Here is a 24,403-nt window from a genome sequence, read left to right on the forward strand (position 1 = left end):
CGAGATCAGCAGCGACGGACGGCCCGGTACCCCACGGCGCCGTCGACCGGGAGAGTCGACCGTGAGCAAGCGCACCTTTCAGCCGAACAACCGCCGCCGGGCCAAGACGCACGGCTTCCGGCTTCGGATGCGCACGCGCGCCGGGCGCGCGATCATCTCGGCGCGCCGCCGCAAGGGCCGCGCGCAGCTCTCGGCCTGAGCCCCGCGCCGTCGGAGTGCTGCCCGCCGGCGCCCGGCTGACCCGTCGGGACGAGTTCGCCTCGACGATCCGCCACGGTCGCCGGGCGGGCCGCTCCCGGCTCGTCGTGCACCTGGACATGGCGTCCACCACCGACCCGGCCTCGCAGGCTTCGCCGCGGGCCGGGTTCGTCGTGAGCAAGGCCGTCGGGAACGCGGTGGTCCGCCACCGCGTCACCCGACGGTTGCGTCATCTCGTCGCGGCCCGGCTCGGCACCCTGCCGACCGGGTCGTCGCTCGTCGTGCGGGCGCTCCCGACCGCCGCCGCGGCGACCTCCGCCGAGCTCGGCGCGGAGCTGGACTCCGCGCTGCGCTCCGCGTCGAAGAAGCTGCGCGGCCGGGAGCCCGCCCGGTGAGCCCCTCCCCCGTCGCGCGCGTGCTGATCGCAGCGGTGCGCGTGTACCAGCGCTGGATCTCCCCCGCGCTGCCCCCGACCTGCCGCTTCTACCCGAGCTGCAGCGCCTACGCGCTCGAGGCCGTTCAGGTGCACGGCGCGGCACGCGGCACGTGGCTGGCCGTGCGACGGCTGCTGCGCTGCCACCCGTGGCACCCTGGCGGGGTGGACCCGGTCCCACCGCGGGCCCCGGACCACCCGGAACCCCCGGACCCTCCCGAACGTTCGGAACCCGACCGCCCCGCCCGCCCCGACGACCGTCGAGCCGCCGACTGCACTGAGAAGTGCGAGGAGCAAGCGCCGTGCTGAACTTCATCTACTACCCCGTGTCGTTCATCATGTGGGTCTGGCACAAGGCGTTCGGCTTCGTGTTCGGCGCGGACTCCGGCGTCTCCTGGGTCCTCGCGGTGATCTTCCTGGTCTTCACCCTGCGCGCCATCCTGTACAAGCCCTTCGTCGGGCAGGTCCGCTCGATGCGGAAGATGCAGGAGATGGCGCCGGAGATGCAGAAGCTCCGGAAGAAGTACGCCAACGACCGGCAGAAGCTGGCCGCGGAGATGCAGAAGCTCCAGTCGGAGAACGGCGCCAACCCGCTCGGCGGCTGTCTCCCGGTCCTGGTGCAGGTGCCGGTGTTCATCGGCCTGTTCCACGTGCTGCGCGAGTTCAAGCCGGGCAAGACCGAGAACTACTTCTTCGGCGCCGACGAGGTGCGCTCCTTCGTCGACTCGGACTTCTTCGGCGCCAAGCTGGGCGCGTCGGTCGTCAACACGCAGTACTCGACCACGAGCCTGGCCGAGCTCGGCGGCAACCTCACCAGCCAGCTGATCGTGATGATCCCGCTGATGATCATCGCGGGCATCTTCACGCACATCACCGCGCGGCACTCGGTGGCCCGCCAGATGGCCAACCCCGCGGCCATGGCGAACCCGCAGACCGCGATCATGAACAAGCTGATGCTGTACGTGTTCCCCATCGGCGTCGTGGTCGGCGGACCCTTCCTCCCGCTGGCGATCCTCTTCTACTGGGTCTCCAACAACCTGTGGACCCTCGGCCAGCAGTACTTCGTCTACAAGCGGATCGACGCCGAGGAGGCGGAGAAGAAGGAGAAGGCGACCGCGCAGCGCAACTCCCTCGCTCCCAAGCCGGGCCAGAAGCCGCAGCGCGAGGTCCGCGGCGTGGTGAACGGCAACGGCGTCGCCGCGGACACCGACGGGGTGGACGTCGGCTCGACCGGCAGCGTCGACGGGAACGCGGACGGCGGTGCGGACGGCGGCTCGGACGCCAGCACGGACGGCAGCGGCGACGGTGGAGTCCCGTCCGCGCCGGCGAAGAAGCCGGGCGCCAAGCCCGTGAACAAGCCGAAGCCGGGAGCGAAGCCCGTGGGCGGCAAGCCGGGCAACCGGCCCGCCGGCCAGGCCGGGCGCCCCGGTGGCGGCGGCAACCGGACGCAGGCCCGGAAGGGCAAGAAACGCCGGTGAACACCCGGGTCGGTCGCACACCGACCCGACGGACCTTCGAGCGGGCGGCCCGGGCGGCGCCGCCCGCTCACGTCGTCCGACCCGCCCCCGGGCGGAGCGGACGAGCTGACGTGGAGAGGAGACACACGTGCCGAAGACCGCGGAGAGCGGGTCCGAGGACCAGCTGATCAAGGAGGGGGACATCGCGGGCGACTACCTCGAGCGCCTGCTCGACATCCTCGACTACGACGGCGACATCGACCTCGATGTCGAGGCCGGCCGGGCGATCGTCAGCATCGACGGCGGGGAGGACCTCGTGAAGCTCGTCGGCGACCGCGGTCAGACGCTGGAGTCGCTGCAGGAGCTGACCCGGCTCGCCGTCCAGCAGGCGTCCGGCAACCGCAGCCGGCTCATGCTGGACATCGCCGGCTGGCGGCAGAGCCGCCGGGACGAGCTCACCGAGCTCGGCACCCGCACCGCCCAGGAGGTCAAGGCGTCGGGCGAGTCCGTGCGGCTCCGCCCGATGACCCCCTTCGAGCGCAAGGTCGTGCACGACGCCGTCGCCGCGGTCAAGGGCGTCTCCAGCGAGAGCGAGGGCGAGGAGCCGCGCCGGCAGGTCGTCGTCTTCCGCGACAAGTGAGGCCGGGTCCTCCCGGACCCGCACCCCAGCACCCGCCCGCGCCCTCCGTGTCCGCATCGGACCGGAGGGCGCGGCCGTGTCCGGCCCCTGGAACATCTGGACGGTTTCACGTGGAACATCCCCCCGCCGCGGCGGAGAAGGTCTTCGGCGAGCGCCTCGACCTCGCCGCCCGGTACGTCGAACACCTCGCGACGTCCGGCGTCGAACGCGGGCTCATCGGCCCCCGCGAGACCGACCGGCTGTGGGACCGGCACGTCCTGAACTGTGCCGTCGTCGCGGAACTCGTGCCGGACGGCGCGAAGGTCGTGGACGTGGGTTCGGGAGCGGGCCTTCCCGGGATACCGTTGGCGCTGGCTCGTCCGGATCTTCGGATCGTGCTCGTGGAGCCGCTCGCCCGCCGGGTGGAGTGGCTCGGCGAGATCATCGACGATCTGGGCCTGTCGCTCACCGTGGAGCGGGGGCGGGCCGAGGAGAATGCGATCCGGCGTCGATGGGAGGGGGCGGACGTGGTGACCGCTCGTGCCGTCGCGCCGCTGGCCCGGCTCGCCGGCTGGTCGCTCCCGCTGCTGCGGGTCGGGGGCCGGCTGCTCGCCGTCAAGGGCGCGTCCGCGCCGGACGAGGTCGCCCGGGACACCGCGGAGGTCCACCGGCTCGGCGGCGGTACTCCCGTGATCGAGCGGTGCGGCGCAGGTGTCGTCGACCCGCCGAGCACCGTCGTCTCGGTCGAACGGGAGAGCCGGTCCGCCGGCAGGCCACGGAGGAGGCGCTCGTGATCCCGCCGTTCCACGTGACACGTCGTCAGGAAGGCCCCGCGCGATGAGCATCGGCTGGACCCCCATCGCCGAGGAGGCGGAGCGTGCCGCCCGCCTGCGGCACCCCGACCGGCACTCGATGCCGAAGCCGGCGCACCGCCGGATCCTCACCGTCGCCAACCAGAAGGGCGGCGTCGGGAAGACCACGAGCACGGTCAACATCGCCGCGGCGCTGGCGATGCACGGCCTGCGGGTGCTCGTCGTGGACCTCGACCCGCAGGGCAACGCGAGCACGGCCCTCGGCGTCGAGCACCGGGCCGGCACGCCGTCGATCTACGAGGCGCTGCTCGGCGAGATCGGCATCGTCGAGGCCGCCGCGGTGAGCACGGCGTCGGACGACCTGCTGTGCGTACCCGCCACGATCGACCTGGCCGGCGCCGAGATCGAGCTCGTCAGCATGGTCGCCCGCGAGTCCCGGCTGCGGCAGGCGCTCAACGACGCGGTGCTCGACGAGCTCGCCGTCGACTACGTCCTGATCGACTGCCCGCCCTCGCTCGGCCTGCTGACGGTCAACGCGCTCGTCGCGGCCCAGGAGGTGCTGATCCCGATCCAGTGCGAGTACTACGCGCTGGAGGGGCTCGGCCAGCTGCTCAGCAACATCGACCTCGTGCGCTCGCACCTCAACACCGCGCTGCACGTCTCGACGATCCTGCTGACCATGTACGACGGCCGCACCAAGCTCGCCGACCAGGTCACCTCCGAGGTGCGTCAGCACTTCGGCGGCACCGTGCTGCGGACGGTCATCCCGCGCAGCGTCAAGGTCTCCGAGGCGCCGGGCTACAGCCAGACGGTGCTCGCGTACGACCCCGGTTCGCGCGGCGCGATGAGCTACGTCGACGCGGCCCGGGAGATCGCGGTGTACGGCTCGCGGATGGGCGGGCCGGAGACGAACGGGGCGTAGATGGCCGAGCGCAAGGGCGGGCTGGGCCGCGGCCTGGCCGCGCTGATCCCGACGGCACCTCCGGCCGAGCAGCCGGGGCAGCCCTCCCCCCCGACCCCGTCGTCGCGGGTGCCGGAGGCGTGGGAGCGCGGCGCGCCCGCGCGGCCCACCCTCCAGGCGGCTCCCGAGGCCGTCGCCGAGGCCGGTGCGGTCTACCGCGAGATCCCGGTCGCGGCGATCCGCCCGAACCCGAAGCAGCCGCGTACCCAGTTCGACGAGGAGCACCTCGCCGAGCTGGCCCACTCGATCCGGGAGTTCGGGCTGCTGCAGCCCGTCGTGGTGCGCGAGACCGGTCCGGACGAGTACGAGCTCGTGATGGGCGAGCGGCGCTGGCGCGCCTCCCAGCAGGCCGGCCTCGAGGTGCTGCCCGCGATCGTCCGCCGCACCGGCGACGACGCGATGCTCCGGGACGCGCTGCTGGAGAACATCCACCGCGTCCAGCTGAACCCGCTGGAGGAGGCCGCCGCCTACGAGCAGCTGCTCGCGGAGTTCGGCGTGACCCAGACCGAGCTGGCCGACCGGATCGGCCGCAGCCGGCCGGTGGTCACCAACATGATCCGGCTGCTGCGCCTGCCGGTGGCCGTGCAACGGCGGGTCGCGGCCGGCGTGCTGTCCGCCGGGCACGCGCGGGCCCTCCTCGGGCTCGACGACGCCGAGGCGCAGGAGGAGCTCGCCGCCCGGATCGTCGCGGAGGGCATGTCGGTGCGCGCCACCGAGGAGGCCGTGGTGCTCGCGCGCAACGAGAAGCACCCGGGCAGGCCGCGGCAGGCACGCTCCCGCCCCGGTCCGACCGCGGGAATGACCGAGCTCGCCACGCGGCTCTCCGACCGGTTCGACACCACGGTCAAGGTGGAGATGGGCGCCCGGAAGGGCCGGCTCGTCGTCGAGTTCGGGTCGGCGGAGGACCTGGAGCGCATCGCCGGGCTGATCGAGCGCGGCTGATCGGGGCCCGCACACACGAACGGCGCCGCCCCTCCGGGCGGCGCCGTTTCACGTGGAACATCAGCCCCGCTCGACGGCCCGGTCCACGAGTGCGGCGAACACGGCGCCCAGGTCGTTCCCCTCGGCCGCGACGGCGGTGGGCAGCAGCGAGGTGTCGGTGAGACCGGGCGACACGTTCACCTCGAGGATCTGGACCCGACCCTCCTCGTCGACGACCGCGTCCATCCGGGAGAGGTCGCGCAGCCCGAGCAGCGCGTGCGCCTGCAGCGCGGTCTCGCGGAGGCGGTCCAGGACGTCCTCGGGCAGGCGGGCCGGGCAGTGGAAGCTCGCGGCGCCCTGGGTGTAGCGAGCCGTGTAGTCGTAGACGCCGCCGGGCACGTCCACCTCGACGGGGGGAAGTGCGCGCGGCTCGGCGCCGTCGTGCACCACGGACACGGCGACCTCGGTGCCGGTCACGAAGCGCTCGGCGAGGACCGTGTCGGCGTAGGCGAGACAGCTGACCATCGCGGACGGCAGCTCGGCCGCGGAGCGGACCACCTGCGCGCCGAGGGCCGAGCCGCCCTGGTCCGGCTTGAGCATCAGCGGCAGCCCGAGCCGGTCGACCATGGCGTCGAGGACGGCCTGCGCGCCCAGCTCGCGGAACGTGGTGTGCGGCAGCGCCACCCAGTCCGGGGTGTCCAGCCCGGAGCGGGCTAGCTCGGCCTTGGCGGTCGGCTTGTCCCAGGCGCGCCGGCACGCCGACGCGACGGTACCCACGAACGGCACGCCGAGGAGCTCCAGCACGGCCTGCACGGCACCGTTCTCGCCCTCTCCCCCGTGCAGCGCGACGACGGCGGCGTCGGGCCGCTCGGTTCGCAGTCGCTCGATCAGCGCGGCGTCGGCGTCCCACTCGCGGACCTCGAGCCCGCTGGCACGCAGTGCCCCCGCCAGTCGACGCCCGGATCGCAGGGACACCTCACGCTCGTGGGACAGCCCACCGGCCAGCACGGCCACGCCTCGATCGCTCACCGGGGCATTCTGCGCCACGGCCCCGGGCGCAGTGCCGACCGGTCCGCGCTGTTCCACGTGAAACGGAACCCGCACGGGACGGACGATCGTCGCCGCCCTGGGGGAAGTTCGGCCCTGCCGCGGGCGGAACCGGGGCGGACGCTGCTGAGGTTGGGCCGCCGCGACGAGGAGGACCGTCCGGAGTTGTTTCACGTGAAACGGGCCGAGAACGACGAACGCCCCGCGGAGCGAGGTCCGCGGGGCGCGTCGAGGAGGAGATCCTCAGGCCGTGTCGGGGCTCGGGGTGTGCGACCCCCGCCGGAGCTCGGGAGCGGGCGCGGCGGGGAGACCGAAGGTGCGCCGGACGTCCAGCTCGGCCTCGATGACCCCGGCGAGCCGGCGGACGCCCTCCGTGATGCGCTCCGGCGTCGGGTAGCAGTACGAGAGCCGCAGCTGCCGGCTGCCGAGACCATCGGCGTAGAACCCGGTGCCGGACGCGTACGCCACCCGGGCCGTGACGGCGCGCGGGAGCATCGCCTTGGCGTCGACCCCCTCGGGCAGGGTGACCCAGACGTAGAAGCCGCCGTCCGGCACCGTCCAGGTGCAGCCCTCGGGCAGGTACGTCTCGAGCGCGGCCAGCATCGCGTCCCGGCGCTCCCGGTACTGCTCGGTGTAGGCCTTCACCTGCGCCCGCCAGTCGTGCTTCGCCAGGTACCGCGACACGACCATCTGCGTGAAGCTCGGCGGGCAGAGCGTCGCGGACTCCGCGGCCAGGACCAGGCGGTCCCGCACCGCCGGCGGCACCAGGGCCCAGCCGACCCGCAGCCCCGAGGCGAAGGTCTTGGAGAACGAGCCGAGGTAGATGACGTCGCGGTCCAGCGAGCGCAGCGCCGGGTACCGCGTGCCGCTGAAGCCGAGCAGCCCGTACGGGTTGTCCTCGACGACACCCACCCCGTACTCCGCGCACAGGTCGAGCACCCGCTGCCGCCGCTCGACGGCCAGGGTCACGCCGGCGGGGTTGTGGAAGTTGGGGATCGTGTAGAGGAACTTCGGGGTGACGCCCCGTGCCGCGAGCGAGCGCAGCGCCTGCTCGAGCAGCTCCGGGACGAGCCCGTGCTCGTCCATCGCCACGTGGACCACGCGCGCCTGGTAGGCGGCGAAGCTGCCGAGGGCGCCGACGTACGAGGGACCCTCGGCCAGCACGACGTCACCCGGGTCGCAGAACAGCCGGGTGACGAGGTCGAGCGCCATCTGCGAGCCGACGGTCACGACGACGTCGTTCGGGTCGGCCTCGATCCCCTCCTCCCGCATCACCTCGCAGATCTGCGCGCGCAGCGCCGGCACGCCCTGGGCGGAGCCGTACTGCAGCGCGACCTGCCCCTCACGGGCGACGAGATCGCCGACGTCGGCTGACAGCGCGTCGAGCGGGAGGGCGGCGAGGTTGGGCATGCCGCCGGCGAGCGAGACGACCTCGGGCCGGCTGGCGACGGCGAACAGCGCCCGGATCTCGGAGGCGACCATCCCGGAGGTCCGTGCGGCGAACCGCTCGCTGGGCGGGACCGGCGCGGCTGCCGCCGCCCGCTCGACGGGAACGTCGGGCTGCTGCGGGGACGGCGGGATCGTCACGGTGGATCCTCCAGATCGACTGCTGAGCGGAGCGTGCGGAGCGAACATCGGCACCGATCGCCGCCCGGCGGCCACGCGCACGCAGCCTCGGGGAGCGAAAGTGGCTCCTGAGTGTAACCGGGACGGGTGTACGCCCTGCCCTTCGGCGAGGCTGAGACACCGGTCGCAGCAGCCGGGGTGTCGCAGGGGCCCGGGCCGACCTACCATCGAACGGCCATCGTGATCACACGGGGGCTCTCGACCACGCGGAACCCGATCGGGTCGACCGCCGGAGGTAGCACGTTGTCCTGGCACGTCGCCGCGGTCAACCTCGACAACCTGGGGGACCTCCCCAAGCGTTGTCGCTCCTGCGTCTTCTGGGAGCTCGCGCCGCACCTGGCCAAGCAGGCCGAGGAGTTCGGCACCACCGAGCTCGAGAAGGAGGCCTGGGTCTCGGAGATCCTGCTCGAGTGGGGGTCGTGCGGGAAGATCGTCTACGTGCGCGGCGCGCCCGCCGGTTACGTCATGTACGCGCCGCCCTCCGCCGTCCCCCGCGCCACCGAGATGCCCACCGGCCCGGTGAGCGCGGACGCCGTGCTCCTCACCACCCTGCAGGTGATGCCGGAGTACGCCGGCGAGGGCCTGGGCCGCATGCTCGCCCAGGCCGTGGTGAAGGACCTGACGCGCCGCGGCGTCAAGGCCGTCGAGGCGTTCGGCGAGGCGCGGCCCGGCTCCGAGCCCGGCTGCATCATCCCGGCCGACTTCCTCCGCAGCGTCGGGTTCAAGACCGTCCGGCCGCACCCGCGCTGGCCCCGGCTGCGGATGGAGCTCCGCTCGGGGATCGAGTGGAAGGAGGACGTCGAGCGCGCGCTCGAGCAGCTCCTCGGGTCCGTCACGATCCCGATGCAGGCTGCGGCGCCCGTCGCGCAGCCCGGGTACCGGGTACCGGCCCCCGCCGGTACCCGCGTACGCGCGATCTGAGGGCGCGCTGTACGGGCCGCTGAGCGACCGAACTACACAGATGTAAGTGGACGGGCCGGGAAGGTGAATATGGCCGTTCCCGGCCCTGAGAGCGATTCTCCCGGCCTCAGATGGCCTGAGCCTGGTTCCGGCCGATCTCGTGGGCCAGCACGTCCGAGAACGTGAACGTGCCCGTCGGCTGGTCGTTCTGACCGAGCAGGTACAGCCGCTTGACCGCCACGAGGATGCCCTCGGCCACGACGTCCCGGAAGCCGGGGTCGAGCAGCTTCGTGCGGTCCCCGATGTGCGTGAGGTAGCCGAGCTCCACGCGCACGGCCGGCATCCGGGTCAGCCGCAGCAGCTCCCAGGTCCGCGCCTGGCTGCCGCAGTCGAGCATGGCGGTGCGGGTGAGCAGCTCGCGCTGGATGAGCCCGGCGAGCGCCTCCCCCACCGTCGAGGTGGCCCCGGAGCCGTTGCCGAAGTGGAACGTGGCGAGGCCCTGGGCGTACATGCTGCGGTTGGCGTCCGAGTGCAGGGAGAGCACGAGATCGGCGTTGGCCTCGTTGGCGAACGCCGCGCGCTCGGCCTCGGCCGGGCAGGTGTCCTCGCGGCGGGAGAGCAACGCCTCCATGCCGGTGGCGGACATCCGGCCGACGAGCCGGCGGGCGAGGTCCCACATCAGGTCGGCCTCGCAGACTCCCGCCACCTGCACACCGCGGTCGAGGCCGCCGTGCCCGGGGTCGACCACGATCCGCTTGCCCCGCATCCGCGGACCCGCGCGGCGGAGCAGCTCCTGCTCGCGCAGCAGGCCCGGGCGACCGCCGACGACCTTGCGGCCGAGCTGGCGCAGCGCGCGCAGCGTGCCGGGGCCGCACACGCCGTCCGGGGTGAGCCCGTAGTCCCGCTGGAAACCGCGCAGGGCCTGCTCGGTGCGCTCGTCGAACACCCCCGAGGGGCGCCCGGGGTCGTAGCCGAGCTCGAGCAGCCGGGTCTGGAGCTGACCGACGTCGTCCCCGCTCATGGGCGCGGACACCATCAGCGCCAGCATCCGGTCGCCGAGCTTCCACCCGGCCTCACGCAGCGCGCGGTAGGTGTCCGGGCCGACGATCCCGTCGGTGATCAGCCCCCGGCGCTGCTGGAACGCCTGGACGGCTCGCTCGACGGCGCCGTCGAACACGTCGTCGGAGGCCGGGGCCGGGGCGGCGGCCAGGAGGCCGAACCGCCGCAGCGTGGTCCTGATCTCGACGACCGCCGGGCCGCGGTCCCCGCGGCGGAGCAGCTGCATGCACCCCTCGCTCGATCTCCGTCGCGCCGGCCAGGGCGCGTCTGGATGGTCCGGGACCGCACACGGCGACACGGCACACGACCTGCCGCCTCCGGCGTGCCCGGCCCGGTTCTCGGCCGACGACCATTCTGCCCTGGCTCACCCCGTCCGGGGGACAGCGGGGCGAGCACGGGCGTGTCCGCGCAGCCAGCGGCGGCAGGAGGCGCCGAACGGCCGAACGGCCCGCCGACCGAATCGCCGGGTGTGCCCTGCGGTTCGGCGACAGGCCGTGTCGGAGCGGTTGCGGAGCGCGCTTACAGGTACTCGGACAGGTCGCTCAGCAGCGCGGCCTTCGGCTTGGCGCCGACGATGGTCTTCACCGGCCGGCCGTCCTTGAAGAGGATCATCGTCGGGATCGACATGACCTGGTACTGCTGCGCGGTCTTGCCGTTCGCGTCGATGTCGAGCTTCGCGACGGTCAGGTTGTCCTTGTGCTCGCCGGCGATCTCGTCGAGCACCGGGGCGACCATCTTGCACGGGCCGCACCAGGTGGCCCAGAAGTCGACCAGCACGGTCTTGCCGCTCTTGAGGACGTCCTGCTCGAACGTGGCGTCGGTGACGTCCACGGTGTTCTTGCCCATCGCGATGCTCTCCTCGTTCGGTACTGCGCCAGGGTTGCCAGGAAGGGGGTGGGTCAGCGGAGCGCGGCGGCGACGTCCTCGGCGTCGCTGCCGTAGCCGCCGCCGGCCATCTCGGGCTCGATCGGCTCCTCGGCCAGCCAGCGCTCGGCGTCGATCGCGGCCGAACAGCCCGAGCCGGCGGCCGTGACGGCCTGCCGGTAGGTGTGGTCGACCAGGTCGCCGCAGGCGAACACGCCCGGGATGTTGGTGTACGTGGTCGGGGCCTGGGTCTTGACGTAGCCCTCGTCGTCGAGCTCGACCTGGCCGCGCACCAGCTCGCTGCGCGGGTCGTGCCCGATCGCCACGAACATGCCGGACACCTCGAGGGTGGACTCCTCGCCGGTGACCGTGTCCTTGAGCCGCAGCGCGGTGACCCCGCCCTCGCCGACGACCTCGAGGACCTGCTTGTTGGTCGCCCAGTGCATCTTCGGGTCGTTCTTCGCGCGCTCGAGCATGATCTTCGAGGCGCGGAACTCGTCGCGGCGGTGCACGATCGTGACCGTCTTGCCGAAGCGGGTGAGGAAGGTGGCCTCCTCCATCGCGGAGTCGCCCCCGCCGATCACGGCGATGTCCTTGTCCCGGAAGAAGAACCCGTCACAGGTGGCACAGGCGGACACACCGCGGCCGAGCAGCTCCTGCTCGCCGGGCACGCCCAGGTAGCGGGCCGCGGCACCCATGGCGAGGATGACCGCGCGGGAGCGGTAGGTCACCCCGTTGGCCACGACCTCCTTGACCGGGCCCTCGAGCCGCAGCGACTCGACGTCCTCGGCGCGCAGGTCGGCGCCGAAGCGCTTGGCCTGGCCGCGCATCTGCTCCATCAGCTCGGGGCCCATGATGCCGTCGGTGAAGCCGGGGAAGTTCTCGACCTCGGTCGTGGTCATCAGGGCGCCGCCGAACTGGGTGCCCTCGAACACCAGGGGCGCGAGCTGGGCGCGCGCGGCGTAGATCGCCGCGGTGTACCCGGCCGGTCCGGAGCCCACGATGATCAGCTCGTGGATCTTCTGCTCGGTGCTCACCGATGCCTCTCTTCCCGCTCGACTCGCTCGGCCCACTCAACACGATCCTAGGGACGGGAATTCCCCGCCCGGGCCGCGCGCGGCGGTGCCGTGGCCCCGGTCACCCGCCCGTGGTGAGGTCGGCCAGGACCGCGGCACAGCCCTCGGCCGGGACCACCGCACGCACCCGGCCGAGCACGCCCGTCCCCAGGACGAGCAGTGTCCCCTGCCGCCCCTCGACGACGACCGGGCGCCCGGCGAGCAGCGGCCCGCGGGCGGGGGGAGCGCCGGCCCGGGCCAGGCAGGCCGCGAGCGCCGCCGGCTCCCGCAGCGCGCCGACCTCGAGTGTGCCCTGCGCGAGCACCCGGGCGGCGGCCGAGGCAGGGTCGACGGCGTCCTCCCGCGGCCCGGCGGACGGTCCGACGACGGCCACCGCGACCAGCGCCGCCGCCGGGGCGGTGAGGAGCAGGGGCCGGCGTCGGCGCACCCGCTCCGACCGGCGCCCGGGGCGTCGGGAACGGTAATCGTCGCTATGACGACGAACGCCGCTCACGCCCTCGTCCAGCGCGTCGAACCCGGCCGCGAGTCGGGTCGCGACGGCGGTGGGCATCCGGACCGGCGGCACGGCCGCGAGCTCGGCCCGGGTCGCGGCCAGCGCGGCCAGCACCCGGCCGCTGCCCGGGCCCGAGGCCGCGATCACGCGGGTCGCCGCGTCGTCGTCCGGCAGGCCCGCCTCCGCCTCGGCGAGCCGCGTGAGCCAGCCGCTCCCGTCCTGCCACTCGCCTCCGTCCTGCCACTCCCCCGGCCCGCTCATGCGCCCTCCTCCCGCAGGTGCCCGAGCAGCCCGGCGAGCCGGACCCGGCCGCGGGCACAGCGGCTCTTCACGGTGCCCACCGGCACCTGCAGGATCGCCGCCGCTTCGGCCACCGGATATCCCATCACATCGACGAGAACAACGGGTATCCGCTGGTCAGCGGCAAGATGTGCGAGCGCGTCGAGCACCGCGAGCCGGGTGGTGGCCCCCTCGGCGGGATCGCGCCCGACCGGCAGCCGGTGGATGTGCCCGTACCCCGACGGCGGGCGCGCGCGGTCGTACCGGATCCGGTCGACGCACTTGTTCACCACGATCCGGTGCAGCCACGTGCTCACCGACGCCTCCCCACGGAAGCCTGCCGAGCGGCGGTACGCCGACTCCAGCGCGTCCTGCAGGACGTCCGCGGCGTCCTCCGGGTCGCGAAGCACCCGCAGCGCCACCGCCCACAGCCGGTCGCCGTGCCGGCGCACCAGCTCGTCGAACGCGCGGCGCTCGCCGGACCGGTGCGCCTCCAGCAGCTGCAGGTCGGACCGCGCGTCGAGCAGGGGCACGCGGCGGACGCTAGGAGCGGGACACGCCCCCGCGGCCCGGAACGGCGGAACCGTTCACGGGAGCGAACTACAGGCCGGCGCGGTAGAAGGTGAGCTCGTCGATCTGGCTCACGTTCGCGTCCCCGCCACCCGAGAGCTTCGTGATCCACACCAGCACGTGCTGCGTGGGCTGGCTGTCGGCCAACGAGATCGTGGTGGTGCCGGCGCCGAGGGTCTGCGTGGCGAGCAGCTGGGTCTCTCCGAGCTCGGCGTCGGCGGAGGGTGCCGACCGGATCTCGACGACGGTCCCGGCGCTCGGCGAGCGCACGCTCAGCCGGGACAGCTGCTCGACCGAGGCGAAGGAGGCCATCAGGCCCACGCCCGGCTTGAGCGCCGGGAGCTGCTGCTTGTAGGTGAAGGTGGACCAGCTCGTGGCGGGGTCGCCGTCGACGGCCCGCTCGACGTCCGCGGGGTTGTCCCGGTCCCCGGTGCGGTCGTACACCTCGAGCGACACGCCGCTCACGGCCACGCTGGCGGCCGGCCCGCCGGGCGTGGTCGGGACGGGCGCGCCGGCCGCCGCGTTGTCGCCGACCACGATCGCCGGGCCGCGCGACTCGCCGAACATCGCCCCGACCTGCACGCCCAGGTACCCGAGCACCACGAGCACGCCCGCACCGAGCACGCCCAGCCCGATCAGCAGCTTCCGCCGCCGGTCGGGAGGCTGCGGGGCGGCCCTGCGGGTCTTGGCCTGCCAGACGTCGCCGGGCTCGGCGGGCACGCCGTCGTGCTCAGGCGGGAAGATCGCGGCGCGATCGTCCTCCCGCACGACCTCGCCGATCATCCGGTGCACCGCGGCGGCCGTGTGCACCCGGCCGACGACCGGGCCGGCGCCGTGCGCGCCCAGCGCGGCCGTGCAGACCGCGTCGAGCTCCACCGGGACGCCGGGGCGCAGCGCGGAGGGCGGCGCCGGGGCGCCGTGCTCGTCCCGCTCCGGGGAGGGCAGCCCGGCGCGGGCGGCGTCGGACCCGGACAGCGGCCAGCGCGAGGTCAGCAGGGTGTAGAGGACGGCGCCGAGGCCGCGCACGTCGTCCTCGGGCGTGAGGCCGGGCCGCGGCAGCACGAACGCGACCTGCGCCCGCCCGTCGCCGGTGACCCGGATCCGCTGCGGGTGGTCGGTGCCCAGGACCAGTCCCCGGCCGTGCGCCTCCTCGGCGGCCGCGGCGAGCTGCTGGACCATCCGTGCCGCGCGCAGCGGCTTGATCAGCCCGCCCGCGACGGCCTCGGTCAGGCTGTGGTCGGCGACCCATTCGGTGACGGCCGCGCCCAGCACGTCCGACGGGACGCCGGGCGAGCCGGCGGCCAGCACGTCGAGCAGGCGGGCGCACCCCGGGTGCTCGAAACCGCCGGAGCGCAGGGCGCGGAGGATCATCTCGCCGGCCCGTGCCGTGCCCTCCGGGTCCTCGTCCGCCTCGTCGGCCGGGAGCCGGCGCAGCACGGTGACGCCGACGTCGCGCTGCAGGATCGTGTCCTCGGCCCGCCAGAACTCCGCACCGGCGGAGAGGTCGGAGCCGACCCGCAGGACGAGCCGGTAGCGGTTGCCGAGGACCGTGCCGGGGCCGGTCGCGGCCGTGGACCGCACCGCGCTCCCGCCGCGCGCGACCGAGGTGCCGTTGACCGGAGGGGCGGACCGGGACGCACGGACCGCGGCGGTGTCCGGCGGACCGGCCGGGCTCGGGATCGTGGTCCCCGGGACCTCGGGGACGGCGGCGACGGGCGCGGCTGCGGCGGTACCGGTGCCCGAGCCGGGCACAGGCGTCTCCTCCGTCTGCCCGCTCACCGGTCGCGACCTCCACCCCGTGCGCCCCGCGCGACTGTCGTGTCCCCCTGCCGCCGACTCGTCAGCCTACGGCAGATCGCCGTCCGGCGCGGTCACCCCGCGCCGTGACGCGCGCCGGAGCCCGGACGGGAACTCCACGGGCCCCACGGGCGTTCCGGTCGGCCGCTCGACGGGCCGCACCGCAGGTCCGGAGCCCTCGGGCGCGCCCCTGACGGGCGTGTCGACGGCACCGGGCCCGGATCCCGTCGGCGGCGCCACGCCCGGCGGGCGCACCGGGACGGGCGGGCCGACGGGCCCGGAGGGCGGTCCGGACCCGGGTCCGCCCGGTCCGGTTCCCCCGTCCGGACCTGACCGGTCGCCCCGGATCCGCCGGACGATGCGGCGGGCGGCGAGCAGGACGAGCAGCACGCCGGCCACCGCGGTGAGCCAGATCGTGACCGTGCCGTAGACCGTGGACCGCACCTGCAGCCGGGTCGGTTCGCCGAGCGCCCCGCCGTCCGGGGTGCGGACGGAGGCCTCGACGGTGAACTGGCCGGCGCGCAGCACCTCGGCGCTCACCCGGACCTGCACCCGGCCGAGCGGGGGCACGCGCTGCACCGGGATCGGGGCGACCCGCAGTCCCGCGGTGCTGGCCAGCTCGACGCGCACCGTCATGGTGATCGGCAGCCCGTTGGCCACGGTCAGCGGCACCGGCGCGTCCCGCGTGCCCAGGGAGAACGGCCCCGGCGGCTCGAGCACGCGCACCGAGCCGACCAGCTCGTCGATCCGGGTGCCGACCAGGCCGGCCTGGGCGCGGGCCGCGGCCGGGTCGCCGCGCCACCACCCGGAGACCGCCCGCAGCAGCCCGCGCAGCAGCGGGTCGAAGACCTGTTCCGGGGGCGCGCCGACCCCCGTCTCGTAGTCGGCCGCGGCCCGCAGCCGCTCGACGTCGTCCCGGTCCGCGGCGACGGCGGCGACCACGGCCGGCGGGATCTCCTGTGCCCCCATCCGCACCGGGTAGGCGAGCCGCTGCCGTTCCGCGCCGGCGGGGGCCCCGGCCGCGACCGACGCACCCAGCGCGCGCGGCTCGGCCAGTCCCGCGGCGACGAGCCGGCCGGCCCCGTCGAGCAGGGCGTCGGCCCCGCGGCCGTCGACCGCCCAGCGGTGCGGCGGGGCGAGGACCATCGGCCCGGTCGCGCGGGCGCCCGTGGTGAGCGCCCGGAAGGCCAGCGCGCCGAGCGCGTCCTGCGTCCCGAGGGCCCCGGGCCCGCCGGCCGGGCTGGTGCTGGTGGTGGAGGACGCGCCGCCGCCGGCGGCGAGGGTCAGCAGCGGGTCGGTGAGCACGCCGACCGTCGTGGTGCCGCTCGCGGCCGGGTCCGCGAGCGGGACGACCCCGGAGACCTGCGCGGCCCCGGGCTGCTCGACCGAGTCGGCGGACAGCACCGCGGCCGACGACCCGTCCCCGGCCTGCCCGACGTCGGCCAGGGTGCCCTCGTCGAGCGCGCCGTCGACCGGCCACACGGTGTCGGCCAGCACCGGGGTGCCCAGCAGCCGGCCGGTCAGCTCCCGGCCGTCGGCGACCGCCCGCCGGGCCAGGTCCGACGCCCCGGACCGGACCAGGGCGACCAGGTCCGCGTCGCTCTCGGCGAGGGCGAGCACGCAGCCGCCGCGCAGCGTCGCGGAGAGCCGGGCGAGCCAGGCCCGGGCGGCCTCGGCGCCGGTGCCCGGCACGACCGTCCCGGCGGGCGCGCGCACCTGGTAGCCGTCGGCCATCTGCGCCGCGGTCTCGACGAGGTCCGGGTCGACGGCCACGCACACCCCGGCCCGCAGCGGCGACCCGACGGGGGCGCGCGCGGACAGGGCGTCGACCAGGCCGGCGAGCCGGCCGCCCGGGGCGAAGGAGGCGGCGAGGCCGTCGTCGGTGAGGGTGACCGGCTCGCCCGGCACGGTCGGCAGCCGCCGCGGGGGCTCGACGATCGGGAGGAGCAGGGTCATCGGGGTCGGGCCGGCGGGCTGCCCGGTCGACCCGGCCGGAGCCCCCGCGGGCAGGGAGAGCACCGGCAGCAGCATCCGGACCGCGGCCATGCGGGCGCGCAGGCCCTCCCGCGTGCCGTTGACGTTGACCAGCAGGGCGTGCACCCCGGCCCGGGCCAGGGCGAGCGTCGTGGCGGGCGACCCGGTCAGCGGGACCGACAGCGTGACCGGGGCCGACGCGCCGGCGGCCAGGTCGGGCAGGTCGGTGAAGGCGGGCGTGACGGCGTCGGCGGCGACGTCGCCGGCCAGGGCCTCGCGCACCGCGGCCTCGCTGCGCAGCGGGTCGCTGCGCTGGACGCGGACGCCGAGGCCGGTCACCGGGCTCGAACCGGTGTTGGTGAGGGTGCCGGTGAGGGTGAGGGCGGCGGGACCGTCCGCGGTGACGACCCGGGGCGTGGCGGCCGTGACGTCGAACCGCAGCCCGGTGTCGGTGGCGGGCGGGGCGTCCGGCTGCGCCTGCGCCGTCCCCACCGTCCCGACGAGGGTCACGAGCAGGGCGAGGATCGCGGCGGCCGCCGCGACCGTTCTCACGCGGTCTCCTCCAGCAGTTCGGTCGCCCGCCGGATCAGCCGCCGCTCGTCGGCGTAGGCCAGCCGCCCCTCCAGCTCCCCGAGCGGCACCCAGGCGACCTCGGCGACCTCCACGTCGTCGTCGCACAGGTCGCCGCCGAGGGCCCGCATCAGGAAGTGGTGCACGGTCTTGTGCACCCGGCGGTCCTCGGCGACGAACCAGAAGTCGATCGTGCCCAGGGGTGCGACCACCCGGCCGATGATGCCGGTCTCCTCCTCGACCTCCCGCACCGCCGCCTCCTCGGCGGTCTCACCGGCCTCGATGTGTCCCTTCGGCAGGGACCACAGCAGCCGGCCGCGGCGGTCGAGCCGGCCGATCACGGCCGCGCGGCCCAGCTCGTGGTCGACGACGAGGCCACCCGCGGAGGTCTCGTCGACCGTCCGCAGGCGACGGCGCCGGTCGGCGGGCCTCCCCGCGCGGCGCCCCCCTGAGCGGCCGCGGGAGGAGGACATGTGGCGATGGTAACGAGCCGGGGGCCCCGCGGTCGGGTTCCGCGCGACGCGTCCGTCACGAGCCGTCCCCCTCCGGCAGCCCAGCGTGTCGATCACCGTCCGGATCCCCGGGGCGGGCCGCCGGCGCGCCGCCTACACTGGCCCGCCGTGTCTTCCCCGCTCGTGACCTCCGGTACCGCCGTCGTGGCCGACCCCGCAGGCGCTCCGGACCGGCCCGACGCGCTGCGGCGCGCCCAGGAGAATGCGCTCGTGGAGCTGCTCGACATCCCCGCCGTCGCCGACGAGCTCGGCGACCGGTTCCGTGCGGCCGGGCACACCCTCTACCTCGTGGGCGGCAGCGTCCGCGACGCGCTGCTCCGCCGCGGCGGTGCGGACCTCGACTTCACCACCGACGCCCGGCCCGAGCGCATCCTCGGGATCGTCGCCGGCTGGGCGGACGCGACCTGGGACACCGGCATCGAGTTCGGAACCGTCGGCGTGCGCCGCGCCGACGAGACGCTGGAGATCACGACCTTCCGGGCCGACGCCTACGACCGCGTCGGTCGCAAGCCGCTCGTGCGGTTCGGCGACTCGCTCGAGGGCGACCTGGTCCGCCGCGACTTCACGGTGAACGCGATGGCCGTCGAGGTGCACACCGCGCCCGGCGACCGCCGGTTCGTCGACCCGTACGGCGGGCTGGCCGCGCTGGCCGCCGGGGTCCTCGACACCCCCGCCTCGCCGCAGGAGTCGTTCGCCGACGACCCGTTGCGGATGCTGCGCGCCGCCCGGTTCGTCTCCCAGCTCGGCTTCACCCCCGCCGAGCGCGTGACGTCGGCGATGTCGGCGATGGCCGGCGAGCTCGCCCGGATCACCAGGGAGCGGGTCCAGGCCGAGTTCTCCAAGCTGCTGCTCGGTGCGCACCCGCGGCGCGGGATCGAGCTGCTGGTCGACACCGGGCTGGCCGAGTACGTGGTGCCCGAGGTGCCGGCGATGCGGCTCGCGATCGACGAGCACATGCAGCACAAGGACGTCTACACGCACTCGCTCGTCGTCCTGGAGCAGGCGATCGACCGCGAGGAGCCGGGGAAGCCGGACCTGGTGCTGCGGCTCGCCGCCCTGCTGCACGATGTCGGCAAGCCGCCGACCCGGCGCAAGGAGCCGGACGGCCGGGTGAGCTTCCACCACCACGAGGTGGTCGGCGCGAAGATGGTGCGCAAGCGGCTGCGCGACCTGCGCTACCCGAAGCACGTGGTCGACGACGTCAGCCAGCTCGTCTACCTGCACCTGCGGTTCCACGGGTACGGCAAGGGCGAGTGGACGGACTCGGCGGTGCGCCGGTACGTCGCCGACGCAGGGCCGCTGCTCGAGCGGCTGCACAAGCTCGTCCGCTCCGACTGCACCACCCGCAACCGGCGCCGGGCCGCGGCCCTGCAGCGCTCCTACGACTCGCTCGAGGACCGCATCGCCGAGCTGCGCAAGCAGGAGGAGCTCGACGCCATCCGGCCGGACCTCGACGGCAACGCGATCATGGCGATCCTCGGGATCCCGCCGGGCCCGCAGGTCGGCAGGGCGTACAAGCACCTGCTCGCCCTGCGGATGGAGCGGGGCCCGCTGTCCCGCGAGGACGCCGAGACCGAGCTGCGCGCCTGGGCCGCCGACAACCTCTGACCAGGCGTTATGGAACCATGACGCGGTTTCCAGCCGGTTTCGACGCGTTATGGATCCATAGTGCGGTTCCTGCGCCGGTTGTGACGCGTTGTGGATCCATGGTGCGGTCCCCGTGCCGGTTCTGACGCGTCAGGGATCTCTGGTGCGCGTCAGGTGCGGCGGCGCAGCTGCGCCTCGTGCGCGGCCAGCCCGAGCAGGTAGACGAGGGCGGCGGAGCCGAGCAGCCAGGGCGAGTTCCCGTCGGGCGGGGCGAGCAGCGCCGCCGCGGCCACGGCGACCACGTAGCAGGTGTTGAACAACGCGTCGTACAGGGCGAAGACCCGGCCGCGGGCCTCGTCGGCGGTCTCCTGCTGGATGGCCGCGTCGGCGCACAGCTTGACCACCTGCCCGGCGGTGCTGAGCACGAAGGCCCCGGCCAGCACCGTCGGGATCGTCGTGACGGCCGCGACCCCCACCTGCGCCACCGCCGCGACGACGAGGCCGGTCCGGATCGTGGTCGCACGGCCGAGGCGGTGGGTGAGCCACGGCGTGACCAGCGCCGCCACCCCGACGCCCGCGCCGGCGGCCACCACGACCTGCCCGACGCCGGCGAGCCCGGCCCGCCAGATGCCGGCGTCGTGGAAGGCGTAGCGGAAGAGCAGCAGCGACAGCAGCGTGCTCAGGCCGAACGCCAGCCGGTGCGCGCCGACCGCGCAGAAGGCGGCGCTCGCCGTGGGCACCCGGACCACCGCCCGGGCGCCGTCCACCCAGCCGCGCGCGACGGCGGCGGCGCTGCTGCGCGGGTGCCTCCCGTCCGGTCCGAGGGCCCGGCGGGCGAACCCGGCCGCGGCCAGGGCCGCGGCCAGGGAGCCGACGGTCGCGAGCGCCGTCGTCACCCCGGACCCGGCGTCGGCGGCCCCGACCAGCTCCCGGACGCCGATCGCCATCGCCCCGCCGAGCGCGGCCGAGGCCGCCCCGGCGGTGGACGCCACGACGTTCGCCTCGACGAGGTTGCGCGGCTCCACGACGTGCGGCAGCGCCGCGGACAGCCCCGCCCCGACGAACCGGCTCACCCCGACGACGGCCAGCGCGCCGAGGTAGAGCGGCGGGCCCGTCACCCCGGTCCCGACCGCCACGGCGACGATCCCGATCAGCACGCCGCGCAGCAGGTTCGCCGCGAGCAGCACCCGGCGGCGGTCCCAGCGGTCCAGCAGCGCGCCCGCGAAGGGTCCGACGAACGAGTACGGCAGCAGCATCACCGCGAGCCCGGCCGCGACCGCGAGCGGGTCGGCCTGGCGCTCGGGGTTGAACAGCACCGCGCCGCCCAGCGCGGCCTGGAAGAACCCGTCCCCCCACTGCGCCGGGACCCGCGAGGCCATCAACCGGCGGAACCCGCGACCCCGCAGCAGCGCCCGAACGCCGACCTTCTCGCCCGCCATCGGGGCCACGGGCCGAGCGGGGTTCGGGAGGGACACGGGGGGAGCGTACGTCGCGCGGAGGGGGTGCGAATATGGGCGAGTGAGGGACGACCGCGCCGGCAGGCAGGCCACCGCACCGGTCGGTCCGGGCACCCTACTGGTGGCCGCACCGAACCTCACCGATCCGAACTTCTCCCGCACGGTCGTGTACCTCGTCGAGCACCGCGAGCACGGCAGCCTCGGGGTGGTGCTCAACCGGCCGTCGGAGGCCTCGGTGCGCGACGTGCTCCCCCGGTGGGCCTCGCTGGCCTCGGGTCCCGGCACGGTGTTCGTCGGCGGGCCGGTCGACGGCACCACCGCGCTCTGCCTGGCCAGCCTGCGGCCGGGCCAGCGGGCGGACGGCGTCGAGGGCGTGGTCGCGGTGAACGGACCGGTCGTGCTGGTCGACCTGGACAGCGAGCCGGCGGCCGTGGCGTCGCGGGTCCGCGGGCTGCGGGTGTTCGCCGGGTACTCGGGCTGGGACTCCGGGCAGCTCGCCGGGGAGATCGCCCGCGGGGACTGGTTCGTGGTCCCGGGCCTGCCCGACGACGTCACCACCGAGCGGCACGCCGACCTCTGGGGCCGGGTGCTGCGCCGGCAGGGCGCGCCGCTGGCGCTGCTCTCGACCTTCCCGGTGGAGATCGGGCTGAACTGAGCGCGGGCCCGGCGCCGGTGGCAACGCGTTCGTGACCTGCGAGGCCTTCCGCCGGCGGCACGGGACGGGGACCCTGGAGTCCCGCTCGGACCGAGGAGGCCGGATGTCCGCCCGTCGCGTCCCGTCCCGCGTCCGTCTCGTGGCTGCCGCCGCGGCGGTCCTCGCCCCGCTGCTTGCCTCGTGCGCCGTCCTCGTGCCGGGCACACCGACCCCCGCCCCGCCCCGCACGGTCGACGGGGCGCAGCTGGAGCGGGACGTGCGGGCGGTGCTGGCGGACGACCCCGCCACGGCCCCCCTCGCCACGGCCCCGGTGCAGTGCCCGCAGCAGGTCGTCGTCTACCCGCACCTGGTGCTGTTCTGCCAGGTCGTGCAGGGACCCGTGATCAGGTCGATCCCGGTGACGATCCTGGACCGGGAGGGGAACTACCAGGTCGGCCGGCCGTTCTGACGTCCGTCCAGCGAGGGTTCATACGTCCGTCTGAGACGAACGTCTATGACGTCGGCGCGTTCTGGACGACCGCTCGCGCGGGAACGACGCCAGGGCCGGCTCGGCCGCCAGTGCGTACAGCGGCTGCTCCTCGGACACGCGACTGCTCTCCATTCCCGGCTGCTCCCCGCACACCCCGGACGCTCCCCGCATACGGGGCTGGTCCTCGCGCAGGCGGCTGGTCGCGCACCGGGGCTGGTCGCACAGCGGGCTGGTCGTCGCACAGCGGCTGGTCGTCCTCCACGCGACCGGTCTCCGCGCGGCTGACGTCGCACCCGGGCTGGTCCACACCGGGCTGGTCGTCGCACACCGGGCTGGTCGTCGCACACCGGGCCGGTCCTCGCACACCGGGCTGGTCCGCCCACACCCGCCCCCGCGCCGCGACACACCTGATCGCTCCGTCGCACACCCTGTTGACGGGGTGTGGGACGCCTCTTCGGGTGTGCGAGCTCGGGCGGCGCGAGATGTTCGACGCCCCGGCTGAGCCGCCAGGTGGCGGCACGGCGTCGACCGTGCTCGCGAGCAGCACGACCGCTCCCAGACCCTTGGACGCGGCGTCCTATCGAGTCGCCCGCTGCTGCCAGCGCGACACCCCGACGCGATGTCCTGTCGGACGCTGGCGATCCGTCGGCGGCTCGACACCGACGTCGCGAGCCGGGCACACCGGAAGTGCACAGCACACCCTGTCGACCGGGTGTGCCGCGAGCGTAGGAGCTGTGCGACGGGGCCGAGCAGCATGTGCCGGGGCAGAAGTAGGTGTCCCGGGTCACGAGTGGATGTGCCGACGAGAGGCCAGGGGTGGGTGCCGGGCGGGGGACCTGCTGGGCGGTGCAGAGCAGCCGTCCAGGCCGACCACGACCGTCGCCGAACCGGGACGAGGCGTGGAGACCCGGCCAGGCCTCTCACATCCGGCCGCTCCTCTCCCATCCGGCCGGTCCTCCCACACCCGGCCGCTCTTCTCGCACCCGTCCTGGCGCCGCGGCACACCTGGTCGCTCCGTCGCACACCCTGCCGACGAGGTGTGGAACGCCCCGTGGGGTGTGCGATCCCCGTAGGAGACCGGCGGGAGATGCCGGAGCGTGCCTCAGCGGGTGGCGGGGCGGCAGCCCTCGACCAGGTCACAGCCCGCGCAGGAGCCCGTGCAGCCGCTGTCCGCGGCCTCGGCGGCGCGGGTGGCGGTCTCGATCCGGCCGGCGCGGTCGCCGAGCGCCCCGCCGATCCCCGCGAGCACGAGCGACCCGACGATCCCGATCGCCGTCACGGTCCACCCGAGCGGGGCCGTCGGGCCGGCCAGCAGGACCACCCCGGCGAACAGGCAGATCGCCCCGGCGGCGCCCAGCGGCGGCGCGGCGACGCGGTTCGCCGAGACCCAGGCGGGCACCGACTCGAGGGTCGCGGCGGTGCGCACACCGGCCCAGCGGTTGCGCGGGAGCAGCGAGCGTGCCCCCAGCACGGCGACCGTGACCAGCGCGACACCGATCAGGACGAAGAGCACACCGAGGACGAGGCGCAGGGTCACGGGCACGCCACCAGGGTAGATCGGGCCTCCGGGTGCCCGCCGCGCCCCCGACATCACCCGCGCCGCGGACCGACGTCACATCCCGCGCGCACCGACGTCACTCCTGCCGCAGCCCGACGTGACACCCGCCACGCCGCCGACGTCACTCCCGCCGCGGCCCGACGTGACACCCGCCGCGCGCCCAACGTCACACCCACCGCGGACCCGGGTGTCGCACCCGCGCCGCGTCCTCCACGTCGCACCCGCCGCGTCCCGGCCGGCGCATCCGCCGCATCCCCGGCACACCGCCGTGTCCTCGGCGCACCCACCGTGTCCTCGGCGCACCCACCGTGTCCCGGCGCACCCACCGTGTCCCGGCGCACCCACCGTGTCCCGGCGCACCCACCGTGTCCCGGCGCACCCACCNGCACCCACCGTGTCCCGGCGCACCCACCGCGTCCCGGCGCACCCACCCCGTCCCCACCACACCCGCCGCGTCCTCAGCATCGCACCCGGCATCACACCCGGCGTCACAGAGCGCGTCACCCCCG

The 24,403-nt window shown here is 75.0% G+C and carries 24 protein-coding genes; 12 read left to right on the forward strand and 12 right to left on the reverse strand.

Annotation, left to right across the window (positions count from 1 at the left end; genetic code table 11):
• The first annotated feature begins 61 nt into the window (after positions 1-61).
• The 8 genes from rpmH (at position 62) to ACFQH9_RS20060 (ending at position 5,422) form a co-directional block, all read left to right on the forward strand.
• Positions 62-199, forward strand: a complete 138-nt coding sequence (gene rpmH, locus ACFQH9_RS20025) for a 50S ribosomal protein L34 (protein ID WP_232872451.1) — start codon at positions 62-64, stop codon at positions 197-199.
• Between the two features lie 16 nt (positions 200-215).
• Positions 216-593, forward strand: coding sequence for a ribonuclease P protein component (gene rnpA, locus ACFQH9_RS20030; RefSeq protein WP_379567692.1), 378 nt, complete (start codon positions 216-218; stop codon positions 591-593).
• 41 nt (positions 594-634) lie between these two features.
• A complete protein-coding gene (yidD, locus tag ACFQH9_RS20035; protein ID WP_379567741.1) occupies positions 635-940 on the forward strand; it encodes a membrane protein insertion efficiency factor YidD in 306 nt (101 codons plus the stop codon).
• Positions 934-2,109, forward strand: a complete 1,176-nt coding sequence (gene yidC / locus ACFQH9_RS20040; protein WP_379567693.1) for a membrane protein insertase YidC — start codon at positions 934-936, stop codon at positions 2,107-2,109. Before yidD ends, yidC begins: the two co-directional genes overlap by 7 nt.
• Before the next feature lie 127 nt (positions 2,110-2,236).
• Complete coding sequence (locus ACFQH9_RS20045) at positions 2,237-2,728, forward strand: Jag family protein (RefSeq protein WP_379567694.1); 492 nt, start codon at positions 2,237-2,239, stop codon at positions 2,726-2,728.
• 110 nt (positions 2,729-2,838) lie between these two features.
• The gene (gene rsmG / locus ACFQH9_RS20050) at positions 2,839-3,501 is read left to right on the forward strand and encodes a 16S rRNA (guanine(527)-N(7))-methyltransferase RsmG (RefSeq protein WP_379567695.1); all 663 of its coding nucleotides are present in this window, start codon (positions 2,839-2,841) and stop codon (positions 3,499-3,501) included.
• Between the two features lie 43 nt (positions 3,502-3,544).
• Positions 3,545-4,441 (forward strand): ParA family protein, encoded by an 897-nt coding sequence (locus ACFQH9_RS20055; RefSeq protein WP_379567696.1) that lies wholly within the window; start codon positions 3,545-3,547, stop codon positions 4,439-4,441.
• Positions 4,442-5,422: a ParB/RepB/Spo0J family partition protein gene (locus ACFQH9_RS20060; protein ID WP_379567697.1), complete on the forward strand. Its 981-nt coding sequence runs from the start codon at positions 4,442-4,444 to the stop codon at positions 5,420-5,422.
• A gap of 60 nt (positions 5,423-5,482) precedes the next feature.
• On the opposite strand, the gene ACFQH9_RS20065 is transcribed toward ACFQH9_RS20060, so the two are convergent.
• Together ACFQH9_RS20065 and ACFQH9_RS20070 are read right to left on the reverse strand one after the other, a co-directional pair.
• Complete coding sequence (locus tag ACFQH9_RS20065) at positions 5,483-6,430, reverse strand: D-alanine--D-alanine ligase family protein (RefSeq protein ID WP_379567698.1); 948 nt, start codon at positions 6,428-6,430, stop codon at positions 5,483-5,485.
• A 261-nt stretch (positions 6,431-6,691) separates the two neighbouring features.
• Positions 6,692-8,083 (reverse strand): aminotransferase-like domain-containing protein, encoded by a 1,392-nt coding sequence (locus tag ACFQH9_RS20070; RefSeq protein ID WP_379567699.1) that lies wholly within the window; start codon positions 8,081-8,083, stop codon positions 6,692-6,694.
• A gap of 234 nt (positions 8,084-8,317) precedes the next feature.
• Between ACFQH9_RS20070 and ACFQH9_RS20075 the strand changes: the two genes are divergently transcribed.
• Positions 8,318-8,995, forward strand: a complete 678-nt coding sequence (locus ACFQH9_RS20075; protein WP_379567700.1) for a GNAT family N-acetyltransferase — start codon at positions 8,318-8,320, stop codon at positions 8,993-8,995.
• A gap of 106 nt (positions 8,996-9,101) precedes the next feature.
• On the opposite strand, the gene ACFQH9_RS20080 is transcribed toward ACFQH9_RS20075, so the two are convergent.
• The 8 genes from ACFQH9_RS20080 to ACFQH9_RS20115 form a co-directional block, all read right to left on the reverse strand.
• Positions 9,102-10,259, reverse strand: a complete 1,158-nt coding sequence (locus ACFQH9_RS20080) for an N-acetylmuramoyl-L-alanine amidase (RefSeq protein ID WP_379567701.1) — start codon at positions 10,257-10,259, stop codon at positions 9,102-9,104.
• A 293-nt stretch (positions 10,260-10,552) separates the two neighbouring features.
• On the reverse strand, positions 10,553-10,879 hold the full coding sequence (trxA, locus tag ACFQH9_RS20085; protein ID WP_379567702.1) for a thioredoxin: 327 nt from the start codon (positions 10,877-10,879) through the stop codon (positions 10,553-10,555).
• 53 nt (positions 10,880-10,932) lie between these two features.
• Complete coding sequence (trxB, locus tag ACFQH9_RS20090) at positions 10,933-11,934, reverse strand: thioredoxin-disulfide reductase (protein ID WP_379567703.1); 1,002 nt, start codon at positions 11,932-11,934, stop codon at positions 10,933-10,935.
• A gap of 100 nt (positions 11,935-12,034) precedes the next feature.
• Complete coding sequence (locus tag ACFQH9_RS20095) at positions 12,035-12,727, reverse strand: hypothetical protein (RefSeq protein ID WP_379567704.1); 693 nt, start codon at positions 12,725-12,727, stop codon at positions 12,035-12,037.
• A complete protein-coding gene (gene sigM / locus ACFQH9_RS20100) occupies positions 12,724-13,278 on the reverse strand; it encodes an RNA polymerase sigma factor SigM (protein WP_379567705.1) in 555 nt (184 codons plus the stop codon). The genes ACFQH9_RS20095 and sigM overlap by 4 nt, the downstream gene beginning before the upstream one ends.
• 67 nt (positions 13,279-13,345) lie before the next feature.
• Positions 13,346-15,094 carry a protein kinase family protein gene (locus ACFQH9_RS20105; protein WP_379567706.1) on the reverse strand — a complete coding sequence of 583 codons (1,749 nt, stop codon included), beginning with the start codon at positions 15,092-15,094 and terminating at the stop codon, positions 13,346-13,348.
• Between the two features lie 66 nt (positions 15,095-15,160).
• Complete coding sequence (locus ACFQH9_RS20110; protein ID WP_379567707.1) at positions 15,161-17,638, reverse strand: DUF6049 family protein; 2,478 nt, start codon at positions 17,636-17,638, stop codon at positions 15,161-15,163.
• Positions 17,635-18,129: an NUDIX domain-containing protein gene (locus tag ACFQH9_RS20115; protein ID WP_037042079.1), complete on the reverse strand. Its 495-nt coding sequence runs from the start codon at positions 18,127-18,129 to the stop codon at positions 17,635-17,637. Before ACFQH9_RS20115 ends, ACFQH9_RS20110 begins: the two co-directional genes overlap by 4 nt.
• Before the next feature lie 147 nt (positions 18,130-18,276).
• Between ACFQH9_RS20115 and ACFQH9_RS20120 the strand changes: the two genes are divergently transcribed.
• A complete protein-coding gene (locus ACFQH9_RS20120; protein WP_379567709.1) occupies positions 18,277-19,776 on the forward strand; it encodes a CCA tRNA nucleotidyltransferase in 1,500 nt (499 codons plus the stop codon).
• Positions 19,777-19,925: 149 nt separating this feature from the next.
• On the opposite strand, the gene ACFQH9_RS20125 is transcribed toward ACFQH9_RS20120, so the two are convergent.
• Entirely contained in the window at positions 19,926-21,230 is a 1,305-nt protein-coding gene (locus ACFQH9_RS20125) for an MFS transporter (RefSeq protein WP_379567711.1), read from the reverse strand.
• Between the two features lie 43 nt (positions 21,231-21,273).
• On the opposite strand from ACFQH9_RS20125, the gene ACFQH9_RS20130 reads away from it, so the two are divergent.
• A complete protein-coding gene (locus tag ACFQH9_RS20130; protein ID WP_379567713.1) occupies positions 21,274-21,867 on the forward strand; it encodes a YqgE/AlgH family protein in 594 nt (197 codons plus the stop codon).
• A gap of 103 nt (positions 21,868-21,970) precedes the next feature.
• Positions 21,971-22,315: a hypothetical protein gene (locus ACFQH9_RS20135; protein ID WP_379567715.1), complete on the forward strand. Its 345-nt coding sequence runs from the start codon at positions 21,971-21,973 to the stop codon at positions 22,313-22,315.
• A 1,123-nt stretch (positions 22,316-23,438) separates the two neighbouring features.
• Here ACFQH9_RS20135 and ACFQH9_RS20140 read toward each other — a convergent pair.
• On the reverse strand, positions 23,439-23,879 hold the full coding sequence (locus ACFQH9_RS20140) for an SdpI family protein (RefSeq protein ID WP_379567717.1): 441 nt from the start codon (positions 23,877-23,879) through the stop codon (positions 23,439-23,441).
• Positions 23,880-24,403: the final 524 nt, after the last annotated feature.

Source organism: Pseudonocardia lutea (assembly GCF_042658055.1).
GTDB classification, from domain to species: domain Bacteria; phylum Actinomycetota; class Actinomycetes; order Mycobacteriales; family Pseudonocardiaceae; genus Pseudonocardia; species Pseudonocardia lutea.

Bases quoted from the DNA above. Each gene is read 5' to 3' on its own strand.
- ACFQH9_RS20055 (WP_379567696.1), top strand. From the start codon at position 3,545: ATGAGCATCGGCTGGACCCCCATCGCCGAGGAGGCGGAGCGTGCCGCC.
- ACFQH9_RS20060 (WP_379567697.1), top strand. From the start codon at position 4,442: ATGGCCGAGCGCAAGGGCGGGCTGGGCCGCGGCCTGGCCGCGCTGATC.
- ACFQH9_RS20070 (WP_379567699.1), bottom strand. From the start codon at position 8,083: ATGTTCGCTCCGCACGCTCCGCTCAGCAGTCGATCTGGAGGATCCACC.
- ACFQH9_RS20080 (WP_379567701.1), bottom strand. From the start codon at position 10,259: ATGCAGCTGCTCCGCCGCGGGGACCGCGGCCCGGCGGTCGTCGAGATC.
- trxA (WP_379567702.1), bottom strand. From the start codon at position 10,879: ATGGGCAAGAACACCGTGGACGTCACCGACGCCACGTTCGAGCAGGAC.
- ACFQH9_RS20095 (WP_379567704.1), bottom strand. From the start codon at position 12,727: ATGAGCGGGCCGGGGGAGTGGCAGGACGGAGGCGAGTGGCAGGACGGG.
- ACFQH9_RS20115 (WP_037042079.1), bottom strand. From the start codon at position 18,129: ATGTCCTCCTCCCGCGGCCGCTCAGGGGGGCGCCGCGCGGGGAGGCCC.
- ACFQH9_RS20135 (WP_379567715.1), top strand. From the start codon at position 21,971: ATGTCCGCCCGTCGCGTCCCGTCCCGCGTCCGTCTCGTGGCTGCCGCC.